This is a genomic window from Stenotrophomonas nitritireducens (assembly GCF_001700965.1).
Lineage (GTDB): Bacteria > Pseudomonadota > Gammaproteobacteria > Xanthomonadales > Xanthomonadaceae > Stenotrophomonas > Stenotrophomonas nitritireducens_A.
The window spans coordinates 2,625,019-2,641,561 of sequence record NZ_CP016756.1 but is presented as its reverse complement, the minus strand read 5'-3'; the positions used below and the strand labels follow the sequence as shown (position 1 = coordinate 2,641,561).

General features: G+C 63.4%; 14 protein-coding genes and 1 tRNA gene. 5 read left to right on the top strand and 10 right to left on the bottom strand.

All coding sequences use genetic code 11. The features are described from left to right. Positions 1-745: 745 nt before the first annotated feature. Positions 746-5,164 (top strand): PAS domain-containing hybrid sensor histidine kinase/response regulator, encoded by a 4,419-nt coding sequence (locus tag BCV67_RS11040; RefSeq protein ID WP_065868107.1) that lies wholly within the window; start codon positions 746-748, stop codon positions 5,162-5,164. Between the two features lie 5 nt (positions 5,165-5,169). Further along, a complete protein-coding gene (locus BCV67_RS11035; RefSeq protein WP_062171885.1) occupies positions 5,170-6,195 on the top strand; it encodes a response regulator in 1,026 nt (341 codons plus the stop codon). Between the two features lie 448 nt (positions 6,196-6,643). Here the strand turns inward: BCV67_RS11035 and BCV67_RS11030 are convergent. From BCV67_RS11030 to birA, 4 genes are all read right to left on the bottom strand, one after another. After that, a tRNA-Thr gene (locus BCV67_RS11030) sits at positions 6,644-6,719 on the bottom strand. A 106-nt stretch (positions 6,720-6,825) separates the two neighbouring features. Continuing rightward, complete coding sequence (locus BCV67_RS11025) at positions 6,826-7,635, bottom strand: SPOR domain-containing protein (RefSeq protein ID WP_062170412.1); 810 nt, start codon at positions 7,633-7,635, stop codon at positions 6,826-6,828. 9 nt (positions 7,636-7,644) lie between these two features. Next, the gene (locus BCV67_RS11020; protein WP_062170413.1) at positions 7,645-8,382 is read right to left on the bottom strand and encodes a type III pantothenate kinase; all 738 of its coding nucleotides are present in this window, start codon (positions 8,380-8,382) and stop codon (positions 7,645-7,647) included. Then, on the bottom strand, positions 8,379-9,344 hold the full coding sequence (gene birA / locus BCV67_RS11015; protein WP_062170415.1) for a bifunctional biotin--[acetyl-CoA-carboxylase] ligase/biotin operon repressor BirA: 966 nt from the start codon (positions 9,342-9,344) through the stop codon (positions 8,379-8,381). Before birA ends, BCV67_RS11020 begins: the two co-directional genes overlap by 4 nt. 117 nt (positions 9,345-9,461) lie before the next feature. Between birA and BCV67_RS11010 the strand changes: the two genes are divergently transcribed. Next, positions 9,462-9,758 (top strand): hypothetical protein, encoded by a 297-nt coding sequence (locus BCV67_RS11010; protein WP_062170417.1) that lies wholly within the window; start codon positions 9,462-9,464, stop codon positions 9,756-9,758. Continuing rightward, positions 9,725-10,513 (top strand): zinc-dependent peptidase, encoded by a 789-nt coding sequence (locus BCV67_RS11005; RefSeq protein WP_062171887.1) that lies wholly within the window; start codon positions 9,725-9,727, stop codon positions 10,511-10,513. Before BCV67_RS11010 ends, BCV67_RS11005 begins: the two co-directional genes overlap by 34 nt. A 290-nt stretch (positions 10,514-10,803) precedes the next feature. Here BCV67_RS11005 and BCV67_RS11000 read toward each other — a convergent pair whose 3' ends face one another. The 6 genes from BCV67_RS11000 to BCV67_RS10975 form a co-directional block, all read right to left on the bottom strand. Continuing rightward, positions 10,804-12,231 (bottom strand): ATP-binding protein, encoded by a 1,428-nt coding sequence (locus BCV67_RS11000; RefSeq protein ID WP_062170419.1) that lies wholly within the window; start codon positions 12,229-12,231, stop codon positions 10,804-10,806. 21 nt (positions 12,232-12,252) lie between these two features. Next, positions 12,253-12,936: a response regulator transcription factor gene (locus tag BCV67_RS10995; RefSeq protein WP_057627010.1), complete on the bottom strand. Its 684-nt coding sequence runs from the start codon at positions 12,934-12,936 to the stop codon at positions 12,253-12,255. A 74-nt stretch (positions 12,937-13,010) separates the two neighbouring features. After that, positions 13,011-13,397, bottom strand: coding sequence for a PepSY domain-containing protein (locus BCV67_RS20340; protein ID WP_062170421.1), 387 nt, complete (start codon positions 13,395-13,397; stop codon positions 13,011-13,013). 198 nt (positions 13,398-13,595) lie between these two features. After that, on the bottom strand, positions 13,596-14,609 hold the full coding sequence (gene dusA, locus BCV67_RS10985; protein ID WP_062171890.1) for a tRNA dihydrouridine(20/20a) synthase DusA: 1,014 nt from the start codon (positions 14,607-14,609) through the stop codon (positions 13,596-13,598). Positions 14,610-14,887: 278 nt separating this feature from the next. Further along, entirely contained in the window at positions 14,888-15,235 is a 348-nt protein-coding gene (locus BCV67_RS10980) for a DUF3307 domain-containing protein (RefSeq protein WP_062170423.1), read from the bottom strand. A 258-nt stretch (positions 15,236-15,493) separates the two neighbouring features. Beyond that, on the bottom strand, positions 15,494-15,787 hold the full coding sequence (locus BCV67_RS10975) for a hypothetical protein (RefSeq protein ID WP_156455890.1): 294 nt from the start codon (positions 15,785-15,787) through the stop codon (positions 15,494-15,496). 372 nt (positions 15,788-16,159) lie between these two features. Between BCV67_RS10975 and BCV67_RS10970 the strand changes: the two genes are divergently transcribed. Next, positions 16,160-16,492 carry an SMR family transporter gene (locus BCV67_RS10970; RefSeq protein WP_062170428.1) on the top strand — a complete coding sequence of 111 codons (333 nt, stop codon included), beginning with the start codon at positions 16,160-16,162 and terminating at the stop codon, positions 16,490-16,492. The last annotated feature ends 51 nt before the right edge of the window (positions 16,493-16,543 follow it).

Here is a 16,543-nt window from a genome sequence, read left to right as displayed (position 1 = left end):
ACGAAGGGATTCAACTCGCTTCACGGGCACTTGCGAGAAGCCCGGCCGAGGCCTTGCGGAGTGCTCATGTCGAAGCCAGGGAAATTCGGCGCAGCGTTCAAGCGTGGCGCGATTGCGATGGCGCTTATTCGATCCAAATCGGTCGATACAACCAAATTTTCTATTGAATAAATATTTAATTTTGGAAATGAAATACCCCACATCTACGCCTGATTGAATGAATGCGTTCGGACCTTGCCGGACAATGGATGCCTCTCATCGACGAAACACTGCGTATACACAAGAGCGCGGTCTTCGGCAGGGCGCCTGCGGTTGGAAGGGAGCAGCTTTGAACATCCAGAGACGGCCCCCGGGGACTTGGTTTCGTCGCTTCGCAACGTAAGAGCCGGCCAAGGAGCGGCTAACCAGGACTCCTGATCCGTCCGTGAAGCCTTCACCCGCGGGGAGCCCGCCCTCAAGGGACCCCTGCATCCCCCGGCCGTGGCGTTCGGACCGCCCATACCTTCCCGCATTCGCAAGGCTTCTGCGCATGAACAGCGGTATTGGAAGTATTTGGCCGTGGTCCCTTGAGACTCATTCCTTACTGTCATAGAGTGCGCCGAGCGTGCTTGCCGCGCCCTTTGCGTCAGAAGGGCCACTGTCTTGGAGACATGTGAGGGGGGAGTACATGGAAGAGGGAGAGGCGCACGAACCTTTTACCCGGCGATCCCTGGATCGTCGGTGGCTTGCCTGTGGCTTAGGCCTGTTGGGCATTGCACTGTCGGCGCTTGTTGGCGTCATGCAGCATCGCGATAACCAGCAACACGAACGCAAACGGTTCGATCAGGTCACCGATGCAGCCACCGCCATGCTGCAGACACAACTCGCGATGTTCGACCAAGGGCTGCGCGGTGCCAGGGGAGCAATCATTGCCGCCGGCCCCCAACTGGACCGGGACCGCTTCCGTGCCTACAGCGCCTCGCGTGACTATGCACGCGAGTTCCCAGGCATACGCGGTTATGGATACATCCAGCGTGTAGCAGCGGAGGACCACAACGCGTTCATCGAGGCCGCCCGCACCGACGGCATGCCGGATTTCAAAGTGCACACACTTGCTCCCAACGATGGCGAACGCTTCGTCATTCGTTACATGGAGCCGATGGTGAACAACGAGGCTGCTCTCGGCTTGGATATTGCTTCCGACCCTGTGCGACGTGCGGCGGCGGAACTTGCGGCAAGAAGTGGCCAAGCCTCATTCACTCCGCCAATCACATTGGTGCAGGAGGCAGGCTTGAAACGGCATGGCTTCTTGCTTCTGCTGCCGATCTACGCCTCACACAACACCCCGGGAACGGCAGAGGAGCGATGGATGGACGTGCGAGGTTGGGTGGTCGCGCCGCTGACGATAGATGCCGTCCTCGATCGCTTGGAGCATGAAGAACGCCCCTACGCGATTGCGCTTACGGATGTTGGCGAAAATGCCAGTAGCGGTCCGTTCTATACCAGCCCCGATTTTGACTCGCTGGACTCCGCTGCGCCGCAGTCGGTACGCCACATGAACATCTATGGGCGTGACTGGCGCGTGCAGTTCAAGGCGCGAACGGCCTTCGTCCCCGGCCTTGGCCTCCCTACGCCTTGGCTGGTTTCGCTTGTGGCCGCCGGGCTGGGGCTGCTGAGCGTCGCGGTCTGGTACCTGGTGACCACGGCACGCGTGCGTCGACGCGCGGCGTTCCTCGATCACGCACAGCTGCTGGCGCTGGTGTCAGGCTCAAGTGAGACCATCATCGCTTGTGATCCTCTCGGACGCATCACCTTATGGAATGCGGCCGCAGAGAAAACCCTGGGCTATACACCGGGCGAAGCGCTTGGCCGGAATGTCAACGGCATGCTCGTTGACGAAGCAGGTGACCCCGTCTTCGATGATCTTTCCACGGACATCATCGGTGAACCGCATCAGTTGCGCCGCAAGGACCTAGGATTGGCCGATGTGCTCGCCAGCCTCTCGGTCATCCGCGACCCGGCCGGCCACATGCAGGGCGCGTCATTCTTCCTGCACGACATCTCGCACCATCTTCGCGCGGAGGAGCAGTTCAGGCGGGTCGTGGAGGCCTCCCCCAGTGCGATTCTGATGGTGAATGAAGCTGGCGGCATCCAACTGGCTAATGCAAAAGCCGAGGAATTGTTTGGCTATCCACGAGAAGAGCTGTTGGGCAAGACCATGGATCGTCTTCTGCCCGTTGAGACGCGTGGCCACCACGCCGGCTACATTGAACGCTACTTCCAACAACCTCAGGCACGCGCGATGGGCGCGGGCCGCGACCTCTACGGGCTCCGGCGCGACGGTGCGCGGGTACCGGTCGAGATAGGCCTGAACCCCATAAACACCGCAGAAGGTCGTTTCGCGCTCGCCTTCATCATCGACATAACCGAGCGCAAACGGCATGAGGAAGGCATCATGCGCCTCAATGCTACGCTCGAACAGCAGGTGCTGGAGCGAACCGAGCAGATACGTACCTACTCCTCACGTCTGGGAGCCATCCTGCAGCATGCCGGCTATGCCATCATCGCAACTGACCTGCGGGGTCGTATTACGCTCTTCAATCCCGCCGCAGAACGCATGCTGGGGTATGAAGCCAACGAAGTCACCTCCAGCGATACCAACGCCGATAGGCTGCATGACCGAGAAGAACTCCGCTCCCGCGCTTCCGCGTTGTCGACGCAGCACCACAGCAAAGTCAGCGCCTCCTTTGCGCAGATTGCCGCCCTCACCACGTGCAAGGGAAGCGACATTGCCGAGTGGACGTATGTATGTGCCGACGGCAGCCGACTTCCCGTCGCGCTGAATGTGAGTACGTTACAGGACGACCAGGATGAGGCATCCGGCTTCCTGATAATGGCCTCGGACCTAACCGAGCAGAAGCAGCGCGATTCAGCATTGCACCATGCCATCACCGCAGCGGAGCAGGCCAATCGCTCCAAAAGCGATTTCTTGGCAAACATGAGTCATGAAATCCGCACACCCATGAACGCCATCCTGGGCATGCTCTACCTGTTGGACCGCGCAGATCTGCCTGTTGCCGCAAAGGACATGACTCGCAAGATCAATGTGGCGGCGCGCTCGTTGCTGAGCATCATCAACGATGTGCTGGATTTCTCGAAGATCGAAGCCGGGCGGATCGAATTGGAGCATGCCCCCTTTGATCTGGCCGAGGTGCTCGACAACGTCGCCACGCTCATGGCATCTGCAGTTGATACGCGGTCAGTGGAAATGCTGGTTTCGCCGACGCCGGAGGGTGCACGCTACCTGCGGGGCGACGCCCTGCGCTTGGGCCAGGTGCTTGTGAACCTGGTCAGCAACGCCATCAAATTCACCGAGCGCGGCGAGGTCGGGCTGCGCGTCTCGCGGCTTCCCTGCAGTGACGCACACAAGATCCGCCTGCGCTTCTCCGTCTTCGACACCGGCATGGGCATTCCGCAGGAGAAGCAATCCATGGTCTTCTCTCCGTTCTCGCAGGTCGATTCATCGACCACTCGACGTTTTGGTGGCACTGGCCTGGGCTTGAGTATCTGCCGGAAGCTGGTGACATTGATGGGAGGCACTCTCGAAGTAGAAAGCAGCCCCGGCCGAGGCAGCACCTTTTTCTTCACGCTCGACTTTCCGCTGGCAAGCGCGCCGGGCGACAAACTACCGATACAGGGCCCTTGGCATGTGCTGGTGGCAGATGATCATGATCTGGCGCGGGAGCACCTGAGTACCCTCATCAACGGATTCGGCTGGACAACCGAGGAGGTCGTATCCGGCGGAGAGGCAGTCGAGCGTGTCACGACGACTAACGCCAAACACTGTGATGTCGTCCTGATGGACTGGCAGATGCACGGAATGGATGGGCTTGCCGCCGCAGCAGACATTCGCCGTCGGGTAAAAACCGCACAGCAACCCATCATCATCATGGTCACTGCCTTCGAACGAAAACTGGTTGATGATGAGGTAGACCGTGCTGCGGTTGACGTTGTATTGACCAAACCGGTCACCGCATCGGTGCTCTACAACACAATCAACGAAACACTCTCCTTACGAAATCCCGCATTGCGTACGCGAAACAGCGCAGCTCCCTCCAGCCATCGACTGGAGGGCTATCGTCTCCTCGTCGTCGACGATAGCGAGATCAACCGTGAAGTGGCACAACGCATCTTGGAAGACGAGGGTGCCGTTGTGGAGCAGGCCTGCGATGGTCGCGAGGCCCTGAACCTGCTGCGCGACAGGCCCGAGCGTTGCGACGCCGTGCTGATGGACGTGCAGATGCCGGTGATGGATGGTTATGAAGCTACCCGCCATATCCGGGCATCGCCCATGCTCGTTGGGATGCCCATCATCGCGCTGACCGCGGGGGCCTTCAAATCACAGCAGGATGCTGCGCTGTCGGCGGGCATGAATGCCTTCGTGGCGAAGCCCTTCGAGGTACCTGATTTGATCGCGGCCATCCTGCGATCTACACATACTGCTCTGCAGCTGCGCATGCCGCGTCCAGACCGGCTGCGAGCGGTTCCGGACCTGACGACCGGATCGGTGTCAGATCCAGCCAGCATTCCGCTGCTCGACGTCGACAAAGGCCTGACCTACTGGCGAGAGACAGGCCCTTACAAGCGAAATCTGGCGTTGTTCGCAAGGCGCTACGAAAATTCGGTGGAGGGAGTCCAAACCTGCCTGGCCCGGCATGACATACAACAGGCAGGCGCCGACTTGCACCGCATGCGTGGCGCGGCCGCAGTGCTTGCGATGTTGCGCCTGGCTGCCGCATGCGCCGAAGTCGAGGAATGTCTGGCACAGAGATCAGACGCCGCCGATGCGCTACAGAGAATGGCATCCGTGCTCGCAAAAACACTGGAAAGCCTGCAGCACTACATGCAAGCCGGTGCTATCGATCTTCACCCCTCCAGCCCCTATCCAGATATCAATCCTGTCAGCGCGCTTGAGGAACTGCTTGCTGCACTGGACAGCGACAGCCCCGAAGCGATTGAACGCGCACTCACCGGCCTACCTGCCGGGCTGCCCGAAGATGTCCGGCAGCGCATCCTGCTGTGCATCGAGGAATTTGATTACCGCGCTGCCGAACATGATGTCCGCGCCTTGTTGAAGAACATCAAACCCAATTCAACTTCTATCCAATCATCACCCCAGGATTGATGGACATGCCCAGCGGACCCATCCTCTGTGTGGACGACGAACCCAACAATTTGGCGCTTCTTCGCCAAATCCTTGGTGACGATTACAAACTGGTGTTTGCGCGTGATGGCGAACAGGCGCTGCATGTTGCCGGCAAGCATGCACCAAGCCTGGTATTGCTGGACGTGGAGATGCCAGGCATGGATGGTTACCAAGTGGCGGCCGCGCTCAAAGCGAATGCCGCCACTGAACATATACCTGTGATCTTTGTCACCGCGCTGAACCGCGAAGTGGACGAGCGCGCGGGCTTCGCCTGTGGCGGTGTGGACTACATCACCAAGCCCGTTTCGCCGTTCATCCTGCGCGCGCGCGTGAACACGCACCTGTCGCTTGTTCGTGCCTCCGCATTGAGCAGCAGCTACCAGGATGCCATTCAGATGCTAAGCGTGGCCGGACACTACAACGATTCGGATACCGGCGCGCATATCTGGCGCATGGCCGCCTATGCCCGTGTTCTTGCCGAAGCAGTGGGCTGGGAGATTCCCAAGGCAAAGCTCCTCGAACAGGCCGCACCGATGCATGACACCGGCAAAATCGGAATTCCTGACGCGATCCTGAAGAAGCCGGGCAAGCTGGACGCCGGTGAGTGGGAGATCATGCAGCGTCACACGCTTATCGGGTTTGAGATTCTCAGCCGCAGCACAGCTCCTTTGTTCGAACTGGCAGCGGAGATCGCCCTAAATCATCACGAACGCTGGGACGGAACAGGCTATCCACACCGTCTGACCGGCAGCTGCATCCCGGAATCGGCCCGCATCGTGGCAATCGCAGATGTGTTCGATGCCTTGGCAAGCAGGCGCCCGTATAAGGAGCCGTGGCCGATGAATGCCGTCGTCGAGAAGATACTGGAAGGTCGCGGCACTCACTTCGATCCGCACATGGTGGACGCCTTCGGAAAATGCTTGCCGGAAATCCTTAAAATAAGGCGCTACTGGGATCAGCAGGAAGCGGAGCCGACAGCTGCTACTGGTCCGCCTGCACAAGCAAATTGACCTATGGCAGTGAGTGGCTGGCATGCCGGTCTGCCCCAACCCCGCCACGACTGCAGATGCAGGGATACTCAAAAACCGGGGAACAGCATTCCGGAGTGCAGTAACAGCGGCACGCTCCAAGTCATGACCGGGACGCCCAACCTTTGTCAGGGCGCCCATGGCCGTAAAGCTGGCCATCACGGCTGGAGCGGGGAATGTGTTGAACGAGTACAAGGCTACCCGTCTGGACCCGGATTACAGCTCGTGTACCTACCGGCAGATTCTTTCCAGGCAGGCTCAGCGCAGCGTTAGCGTTGGCCGCGCCACTTTCCGAAATGTACCCCCACTTCTACCCACAACGTCGCTGGATGTCCGTGGAAAAGTTCGGACCAACTCGCACAAAAAAGCCCGCATTTCTGCGGGCTTAGTATGAATTCTGGACTTGCTTGGACGCCCTGGTATCAGGCGATGGTGCCGCTTATCCGAATCGAACGGATGACCTACTGTTTACAAGACAGTTGCTCTACCAACTGAGCTAAAGCGGCAAGACGTATTGCGTGCTGCGGTTGCGCGATGGTGGCGCTGCAACCGGTGGGAAGCCGGTTCTGAACCCGGCGCTTCCCGAACCCTGCCGTGGCGGGGCGCGCCATTCTACCGCAGACGCGCGCAATCCAACGACTGTTGCTGGGCGGCCGCGGCACGCTGCTTCAAGCTGGCCGGGGTGGCGGTGCCAGCAGTAGCAGTGTCCACCCACCAGCTGGGCGCGATTTCGGTGCCGCTGGCGGCCAGCTTGGCCGGGAAGCCGGCGGCGGTGAGGCTGGCCAGGCGGCGCTCGGCGCCTTCGCGGTTGCGGTACTGGCCGAGGGCGACGGCATTGGCTTCCTCGCCTTGGGAAACAATGAAGTAATCGCTGAAACCGGCATCGACGATGCGCTTGGCCGTGGCCTGGGCTTCCTCACGCGAGGCTGCCGGGGCGATCATCACCCGGTAGCTGCTGGCAGCCTTGCCGGGCACCTCGCGCAGGCGCGGGCGGGCGACATCCGCGCCCAACGCGGTCAGCGCCGCCTGCGCCTGGGCCTGGCTGGCGTAGGGGCCAAGGCTGGCGCATTGCACGGCGGCAGCCGGTTTCGGTTCGGCCGGCTTGGCCTCGGCGGGCGGTGCCTGGACAGTGCTGGTTTCGACAGCTGCTACAGGCGCTGGTGCTGCTTCTGCCGGTTTGGCGGCGGCAACCGGAGCCGCAATGAGCGCGGCTGCCTCCGCCGTTGCGGCCACCGCATTGGCAGCGGGCGGAGCGGCGACGGCAGCGTTGTCCGCCGCCGGCGATGGCAGCACTTCAAGAGTGGCGACGCCGGGCTCGGCGCGCGGCACGGCAGCTACCGGCTCGGCACGCGGGGTCATCCACCAAAGCGCGACGCCCACGTTGAGGATGGCCAGCAGGACGATAAGGAGACGGGTCAGCATGGGGTGATCCTACCGGTCGCACGCGCCATGGTGAACCGCCCAGCGCGCCAGCCCATCGAGCACCAGTGCAGGCCGGTAATCGGCATCGGCCAGCAATGGCAGCAACGGCAATGCGCCGCCGCCGTGTATCACCAGCTCGGGCAGCGCCCCCAGCAGGATCTGCGCCTGGCGCAGGCTACGTTCGACCAGCGCCACCGCGGCACCGTCGCAGCCGGACGCCAAGGCATCGGCAGTGTCGTTGGCGAATTCGGCGTAGTCGCCGCCGCTGGCAGGCAGTTGCACAGCGCGCGCATGCAAGGCTTCACGCATGACGGTGGGCGAGGCAGCAATTCGACCGCCATGGTGCAGGCCGTCCGCATCGATCAGATCAATGGTCAGCGCGGTGCCTACACCGACCACCAGCACCGATTTTTGCGCTGGCGCGACGGCCAACAAGCCGAGGAAGCGGTCCACCCCGAATTTCTCCGGCCGCGCATAGGCCACGGTCACGCCGGCGCAGCGCGGCAAGGTTCTGGCCACCTGCACCTTGTCGAAGCGGCCTTGCAGGATCTGCATGACGTCCTCGGTCAAGGCCGGCGCCGCCACGCTGGCTACCCAGGCGGTGTCGCCCCTCGGCAGGGCCTCCAGCGCGCTGGCGGTGATGGCCTCGGCGCCATGCGCCCAGGCCTGCACGCTGCCGGCACGGTTGCCTTGCAACGGCGCAAATTTGAACCGCGAATTCCCCAGGTCAAACAACCAATCGCTCATGCCGCCCTCACGCTGACTTCGCCGGCATGGAAACAGGTCTCCTGCCCCGCAATGCTCACCCGCAACGCACCGTCCTCGGCCAGCCCGCAGGCCACGCCATCGTGCAGCACACCCGCTTCCTCCACCCGCACCGCGCGCCCGCGCAACACATCCATCGCCGCGTAGCGCGGCAGGAACGGTGCCAGACCCTGCTGTTCGAACTGCTGCAAGGCCGGCAGCAAGGCAGCCAGCAAGGCCACCACCACCGCATTGCGCGACACCTCGGCCTTGGCCAGGGTATCCAGATCGGTCCATGGCTGGCCAATATCGGCGGCGTTGGCCGCAGGCATGCGCACGTTCAAGCCCAGCCCGATCACCGCCCGCGCCGGGCCGGCAAATTCGCCACCGCCCTCCACCAGCAGGCCACCGAGCTTGTGCCCGTCGACGACCAAGTCGTTGGGCCATTTCAGGCCGGCGCCGGTGAAACCCAAGGCATGCAGGGCCTCGACCACCGCCACGCCTACCGCCAGGCTCAGCCCGCCCATCCGCGACAGGCCGCCGCCGAAGCCATGCGACAGCGACAGATAGATATGTGCGGCCAACGGCGAGGCCCAATGCCGGCCGCGGCGGCCGCGGCCGCCGGTCTGGCGTTCGGCCAGCAGGACCGCGGTTCCGCGCTCAGGCGCGCTGCGCTGCAGCAATTCGGTGTTGGTAGAGCTCACTGTCCAGCCAATTTCCAGATCGGACAGCAATGCCAGCACTGCCGCCGGAAGGCCAGCGCGGATCTTTGCCGGGTCCAGCAATTCCAGCGGCTGGGCCAGGCGGTAACCGTCGCCGGCTCGGCCCTCGATCAGCACCCCAGCGGCGCGAAGCCCTTGAATACGCTTCCAGACAGCCGCCCGGGTCAGGCCCAGTTCGCGCGCCAGCGCGTCGCCGGACAACGCCCCGGCACCCAGCTTGGCCAGCAATTGGCGGTCATCCACAGCAGTTTCCTCACGACAGACCGGGAAATTATGCGGCAAGGCTCACAGGCCGCCCAGCACCGGCCACCCAAACCGGAAGAAAAAGCAGGCTAGAATCGAGAATTAGCCCGCTCTTGGATGTTGACGATGCGCCACCTCGCTCATTGCCTGATCCTGTTGCTGGCGCCAGTTGCAGCGCAGGCTTCGGACGCGCTCGGTGGCGCTGGCCAAAGTGCGTGCAGCTATGCGCCGGCCGAAGTGGAGCGGGTCGCGGCCCCGGCCGCCGCCGTTGGCATCGCCAACACCCCACCTGCAACCCCAGCCCCGGCCAAAACCGCTACCCCGCGTGCTGCTGGTGGCGGCAGCGACGACGACCTGCTGCCACGCCTGCGCGCACCGCGCTGGCACCGCTTGCTGCCCGGGATGTTCCGCTGATCCAGTCGTTGTTGCGCTGGTGGCAGCGCACACCTCCGCCGCTTGATGACGCTCTCTGGCAGCAGACCTGCCGGCAATGCCCGTGGCTGCACGGCGTCTCGGCAGAGCGCGAACGCAGGCTGCGCGCCCTGGTGGAACTGTTCCTGCAGCGCAAGACCATCACCCCGGTTGCCGGGCTGGAACTGGATGATGGCCAGCGCATGCTGCTGGCTACGCTGTGCTGCCTGCCGCTGATCGAATTCGGCCGCAAAGGCCTGCATGGCTGGTCCGAACTGGTGGTCTACCCGAATGCGTTCCGCGTGCGCCACAGCCATACCGATGCGGCCGGCGTGCTGCATGAGTGGGACGACGAACTGATCGGCGAGGCCTGGGGCAGCGGACCGCTGATTCTGTCGTGGGCCGATGTGCAGGCCGACCTCGCCGAACCGCAGGCCGGCTACTGCGTGGCGGTGCATGAAATGGCGCACAAGATCGATGCGCTCGATGGCGCCATCGACGGCACCCCGCCATTGCCACGCGAATGGCAGCGGCAATGGGCGCGGGATTTCCAGAAGGCCTATGACGCATTCTGCGCGCAGGTGGATGCGGATGTGGAGACCGTGATCGACCCGTATGCGGCCGAAGCACCGGAAGAGTTTTTCGCGGTGGTCAGCGAGTACCACTTCACCGCGCCGGAACTGCTGGTGCAGACGATGCCAGAGGTGGCGGCGCACCTGCGGCGGTTTTATGGGCCGGTTGACGGTGGTCTGCGGTAGAGCAGGATCAACGGCCAACCCCTCTCCAGCCCTCCCCTACGCACTACGTGCGCAAGGGAGGGTGCAGAAGCACGTGTTTCGCTCCTCCCGTTGACGTAGCCAACCAGCTCTCCCCCACGCACCACCTGCGCAAGGGAGAGAGCAGTGCGCGCGCTTTCGCCCCCTCCCTTTGGCGCAAGCCAAGGGGAGGGTTGGGGAGGGGTTTGTTTTTGACTTTTGCTTTAGTGCTCCCCTCACGCAGCCAGCGCAAAGAACACACACACAGCCGGCGAACCCCAGCCCTTCCGGGATCAGATACCCGGCGGCAGGGTCACTTCGAAACGGGCGCCGCCCAGTTCCTCGGAACGTTTGACCTGCAACTGGCCGCGGTAGGCCTTGATCAGATCCTGCACGATCGACAGGCCGATGCCATGGCCCTGCACGCGCTCGTCGCCACGCACGCCACGCTGCAGCACCTTGGCGATGTTGTCCTCGGCAATGCCGGGGCCATCGTCATCCACCGCCAGCATCAGGCCGGCGCGCTTGCCGTTGCCTGCGGTGATTGGACGAGCTGTCAGCAGTACCCTGCGATTGGCCCACTTGAAGGCGTTTTCCAGCAGGTTGCCCAGCAGTTCCTGCAGGTCGCCCGGCTCGCCGTAGAAGCTCACGCCCGGCGTCACTTCAAATTCGCACAGCACGCCCTTGCTGGCGTAGACCTTTTCCAGCCCGCGCACGATCTCCTCGGCGGTGGTCTCGATCGGCACCGGCGCGGAGAACAGCTTGTGCCCCGACGATGCGGCACGCGCCAGCTGGTAGGACACCAGGTTGTTCATGCGCTGCAGCTGCACGCCCACTTCCTCGCGCAACTCGGTGTCGTTGCTGGCGCCGCTTTCCAGTTGGGTACGCAGCACTGCCAGAGGTGTTTTCAGGCTGTGCGCCAGATCGGCCAGGGTGTTGCGCTGGCGCTCAAGGTTCTCGCGCTCGCTTTCGATGAAGGCGTTGATGCTTTCGGTCAGCGGTTCCAGTTCGCGCGGGTGCAGTTCACTCATGCGCTCGCGTTCGCCGCGCTGCACGCGGGTCAGTTCGTTGATCACGCGCTTGAGCGGGCGCAGGCTCCATTGCAGCACCAGGGTCTGCAGCAGCAGCAGAATCAGGCCGGTGACACCCAGCCAGAACCACACCGCCGCACGGAAGCTGCGCAGCTGCATGCCCAGCGCGCGCGAATCCTCGAGCACGTAGATGGTGTACGGAAATTCGGATTCGGGTGCGCCATCACCGCCCCAGACCAGTCCCATGCCATAGCGGTAGACCTCGCCCGGGGTGCCGTCGATCTGGGTGATGGGCAGCGGGCCTTCGAACACTTCCTCGCGCGGCTTGAGCGTGTGGTCGCTCACGTCCGGCAGCATCGGGCCCTCGGCCGACATCGAATTGGCGACATGGCCGGGCATCACCACCTGCAGGTACAGGCCGCTGCCGGGCACATCAAAGCGTGGATCCGGTGGCTGTTCGCGGATGTACAGCGAGCCATCACGGGTGAAATCGATGCCACCGGCATAGGCGGTGGCGTAATTCTTCAGGCGCTCGCTGAGGTTGTCGCGCGCGGTCTGGCCGAACGCGGCATCCAGCGCATAGCCGGCCAACGCAAGGAAGGCAACCAGGCCCACCGAGGCAGCCAGCAGCTGGCGGGCCTGCAGGGAGCGGGGCCGCCAACGCTTCAATAGCCACTGACGGCCCGTCATGACGCAATGCCCCTACGGGGCTCAGCCCTCGTTGCGCGGAATCGCGAAACGGTAGCCGCGGCCACGCACGGTTTCGATCGGCTTCAACTCACCGTCCGGATCCAGCTTCTTGCGCAGGCGGCCGATGAACACTTCCAGCACGTTGGAGTCGCGGTCGAAGTCCTGCTGGTAGATGTGCTCGGTCAGGTCGGCCTTGGAGACCAACTCACCGGCATGCATCATCAGGTACTCCAGCACCTTGTACTCGTAGCTGGTCAGGTCGACATTGCTGCCGGCCACGCTCACCGTCTGTGCGGCCAGGTCCAGCGCCACCGGGCCGCATTCCAGAGTCGGCTTGGACCAGCCAGCGGCGCGGCGCAGCAGCGCGTTGACGCGGGCGAGCAGCTCTTCGACATGGAACGGCTTGACCAGGTAGTCGTCGGCGCCCTGCTTCAGGCCCTCGACCTTGTCCTGCCAGCTGGAACGCGCGGTCAGGATCAGTACCGGGAATTTCTTGCCCTCGTCACGCAGCGCGCGGATCAGTTCCATGCCCGACATCTTGGGCAGGCCCAGATCAATGATGCCCACGTCGAACGGCACTTCGCGGCCCATATACAGGCCTTCCTCGCCATCCTGAGCGGCATCCACGGCAAAACCTTCGCGCTTGAGGCGGGCCGCAAGGGTTTCCCGCAGCGGGGCTTCGTCTTCAACCAGAAGGATACGCATGAACTCTCCCTAGTACTTTGGGCCGGCCAAGGGGCCAGCGTGTGTATTCAAAAACCCACAACCACTATCGCTGTTCAGGAGTTATCGCCGCGTGGTGGCAGCTCCGCCCGCTGGTCGCGCGGGTGGTCTCGTGAAGGCGAAGGGTCGTCCATGTAGCGTACGCGCCCACGGTCATCCATGTATTTGACACGATTGATGTCGCGGCCGTCATACGGCACGCGTTCTGCGCCAAGGATGCGCCCACCGGTCTCTCGTTGCACCCGCCGCACCGCATCGGACAGCGAACGGTCATTCCCCTGCCGGCCCGCGCGTGCAAAGCGCTCACTACCGTCGCCAGCGCGGGCGGTATCGGCGCGCGGCGGCTGCGGCTGCTGGGCCGACGCCACGACCACGCCCGGACCGGCCACGACCAGCGCGGCAAGCAGAGCGACGAGCAGACGACGACGGGAAAACGAATGCATGTGACAGATCCTAGCGGACAGCGAGGCAACGTTCAAAATTCGTAAACGGCGGCCCGGAGAGATTTTCCACGGACCTTACGAAATTGACCCAAATTCTTGATTTTTAGGGGTGAATCCGATCTGAACCCTGCCCCTGCCATGCGCACTTGTTCAGCAAAATGACCGGACAAATAGCTTGTTGCCATCCGGGTGCGGCGTTCAGGCCACCCGCGCGGCGTGGCTGCGGGTGACCTGCAGTGCCTGCTCCAGCAACGCCCAGCCGGCGCCGGGCCGGTGCGCGCCCTCGCTGAGCACCTGGCGGAAGCCACGCCCACCGGGTTGCCCGTGGAACAGGCCAAGCAGGTGACGGGTGATGTGCTTCAAGGCCAGCCCGGCGTCCAGCTGTGCCTCCACGTACGGGCGCAGCGCCAGCAGCAGTTCCTCGCGCCCGCGCAATGGCTGGCCGGTCTGGGCACAGTCCAGCGCGTGCAGCACGTAGGGGTCGTGGTAGGCGGCGCGGCCAAGCATCACTCCGTCCAGGTGCTGCATATGCTGCTGGGCGGCCTCGACCGTGGCGATGCCACCGTTGATCACCACCGGCAGCTGCGGGCGCTCGCGCTTGAGCTGGTAGGCCCATTCATAGCGCAGCGGCGGGATCTCGCGGTTCTCCTTGGGCGAGAGCCCCTTGAGCCAGGCATTGCGGGCGTGCACCACCACCATCGCGGCACCGGCCTGGGCCTGACGATCCACAAAGCCGGCAAACACCTCGTAGTCCTTGTCCTCGTCCACGCCCAGGCGGCATTTCACCGTGATCGGGATATCCACCGCCGCCACCATCGCCGCGACGCAGTCGGCCACCAGTTCAGGCTCGCGCATCAGGCAGGCGCCAAAGCGCCCGGCCTGGACCCGGTCCGAGGGGCAGCCGCAGTTGAGGTTGACCTCGTCATAGCCCCAATCGGCGGCAATCCGCGCGGCCTGCGCCAGCGCGGCCGGGTCGCTGCCACCGAGCTGCAGCGCCAGCGGCTGTTCCACCGGATTGAAACCGATCAGCCGCTCGCGGTCGCCATGAATCACCGCATTGGCATGCACCATCTCGGTGTAAAGCCGCGCACCCGGCGCCAGCAGCCGGTGGAAAACCCGGCAATGCCTGTCGGTCCAATCCATCATCGGGGCAACGGACAGGCGCAGGGAGTCGGCGTAGCGGGTGTCGGGCGTGGCGGAAAGCAGGGACATGATCGGGTCGGAAGTCAGGTGGCTGCGCGGCCGCAACGGGCGCCGGCGGGGGAACGGGCTGCAAAGAGTAAACGACCGGGCTGAACCCCGCCGTGCCGGGGCCGCCAGTGCGCTGTCTTGAATCTCGCCGTTTACCCAGGAAAAAGTCCGCAGAGCGGAGCAAAGCGGGCCAGTTTTGGTATCGCTCAGCGCGCCGGTGCGCCCTACCCGGCCCTTGTTCCGGCCCCGCCAGAGCGAAGTGATACCCGGGCTCGACGACGGCACTGCGCCTTTCGCGCTTACGGCAGTGGGCCAAACACCAGCAGCAGGGCCACCCAGGTCAGCTTGCACAGCACGTGCAACAGCTGGTCGACGTTGTAGCTGATGCGGTGGCCGCATTTGAGATCGTCGATCAGCGCATGCGCCAGCACTTCCAGCACACCCAGCAACATGCTGCCGGTGACCCAGCCAACCGCGCCGCCATGGATCACCGCGTGGGCGCCCAGTGCCTGGTACCAAGGCACGCCGGCCATCGGGGTGAAGCGGTTCTTTGCCCTGGACAGAAACTCGCCCTGCAAGGGGTAGTCCGCCAGCGCATGGCCGACGATCAGCAGCACAAACATGGACAACGACGGCATCAGGGACATGTGCTGGCAGGTTTGAAGTCTGGGAGGGAGTCTGGCACTACTTTGAGGTCGCCGTGAAGATGCCATCCCCTTGCATCGGCGGATGTATGATCAAGGGCTCAAGTCGCTGCACATCAAGCGCATGCGGTGCGCCAAGTGAAACGGCGCTGCGCTTGCGGCGGCTGCAGCCCATCCAGCGCCGCACAGAAATCACCGCCATGGTGCAGCGTAGACACGTGCGCCAGCATTGCGAGCTCAGCCTGTTGCGCAGGCCGCGCATCACCTGGCAACCCATGCATTTGCAGTGGCTCTACGCGCGAACACATATACGCGGTCCACTTCGATACAGGCCAGGTCGGCCGCTTCGGCGTGCACTACTCCGCTCGCTTTCAACGTCATGCCGCAATGCTTGGCCAGGCGTTCAACATGTGTGTAGATATCCACCGGCGCATTGCAGTACGCCATGCTGGCGGCGCCGATGCACATGTCGATGTTGGTCTCGTGGGCAAGCCGCAATACTTTCATCGGGGCAAGTGACGTGGCCAATGCATCGAGGCTGATGTTCTCAGGCACTTCAGAGCTGTGCCGCGCTTCATCTGCAAGATGCAACGCCTGCGCAGCATGTGGCATGCACTCCGCAAGGCTCGGCGACAGACAGCGCAAAAACGCCGAGCACAGGAAACCTTTTCGCGGCTGTCAAACAGCAGCATCGGCATCATGCTGACAGGTACTGCCAGCACGCACGACAGTACCTGCTACGAATACTGCAACCACGCACGTTCCATGATTCCACAATGGCCTCCTGCCTCGCGCGCCCGGCTGACGGCGTCGACAAATGTGCGCGGAGTGTAGCCACGCACCGTAAGACGCCAGCGTGGTCGCCTCACCCGGGCGCGAGCGCGTGCCCGCTAGAATCCATGCCCCCTGCCCCGCTGAGCCTGCCCGATGAATCCCTATGTCCTGTTGGCCTGCGCCATTGCCCTGGAAGTGGCCGCCACCTCATTGCTCAAGGCCTCCGACGGCATGAGCCGGCTATGGCCTACGGTCGGCGCGCTGCTGGGTTACAGCCTGTGCTTCTGGTTGCTGGCGCTGGTGATGAAAACCATCCCGACCGGCATCGCCTACGCGATCTGGTCCGGTGTCGGCATCGTACTGATCTCGCTGATCGGGCTGTTCGTGTTCAAACAGAAGCTCGACCTGGCCGCCATCATCGGCATCGGCCTGATCTGCGCCGGGGTACTGGTGATCAACCTGTTCTCGCGCGCATCGGCGCATTGATACGCAGCCGGGTACTGGTGCAGCGCGATACAGCGGCGGTATGCAGCGCCG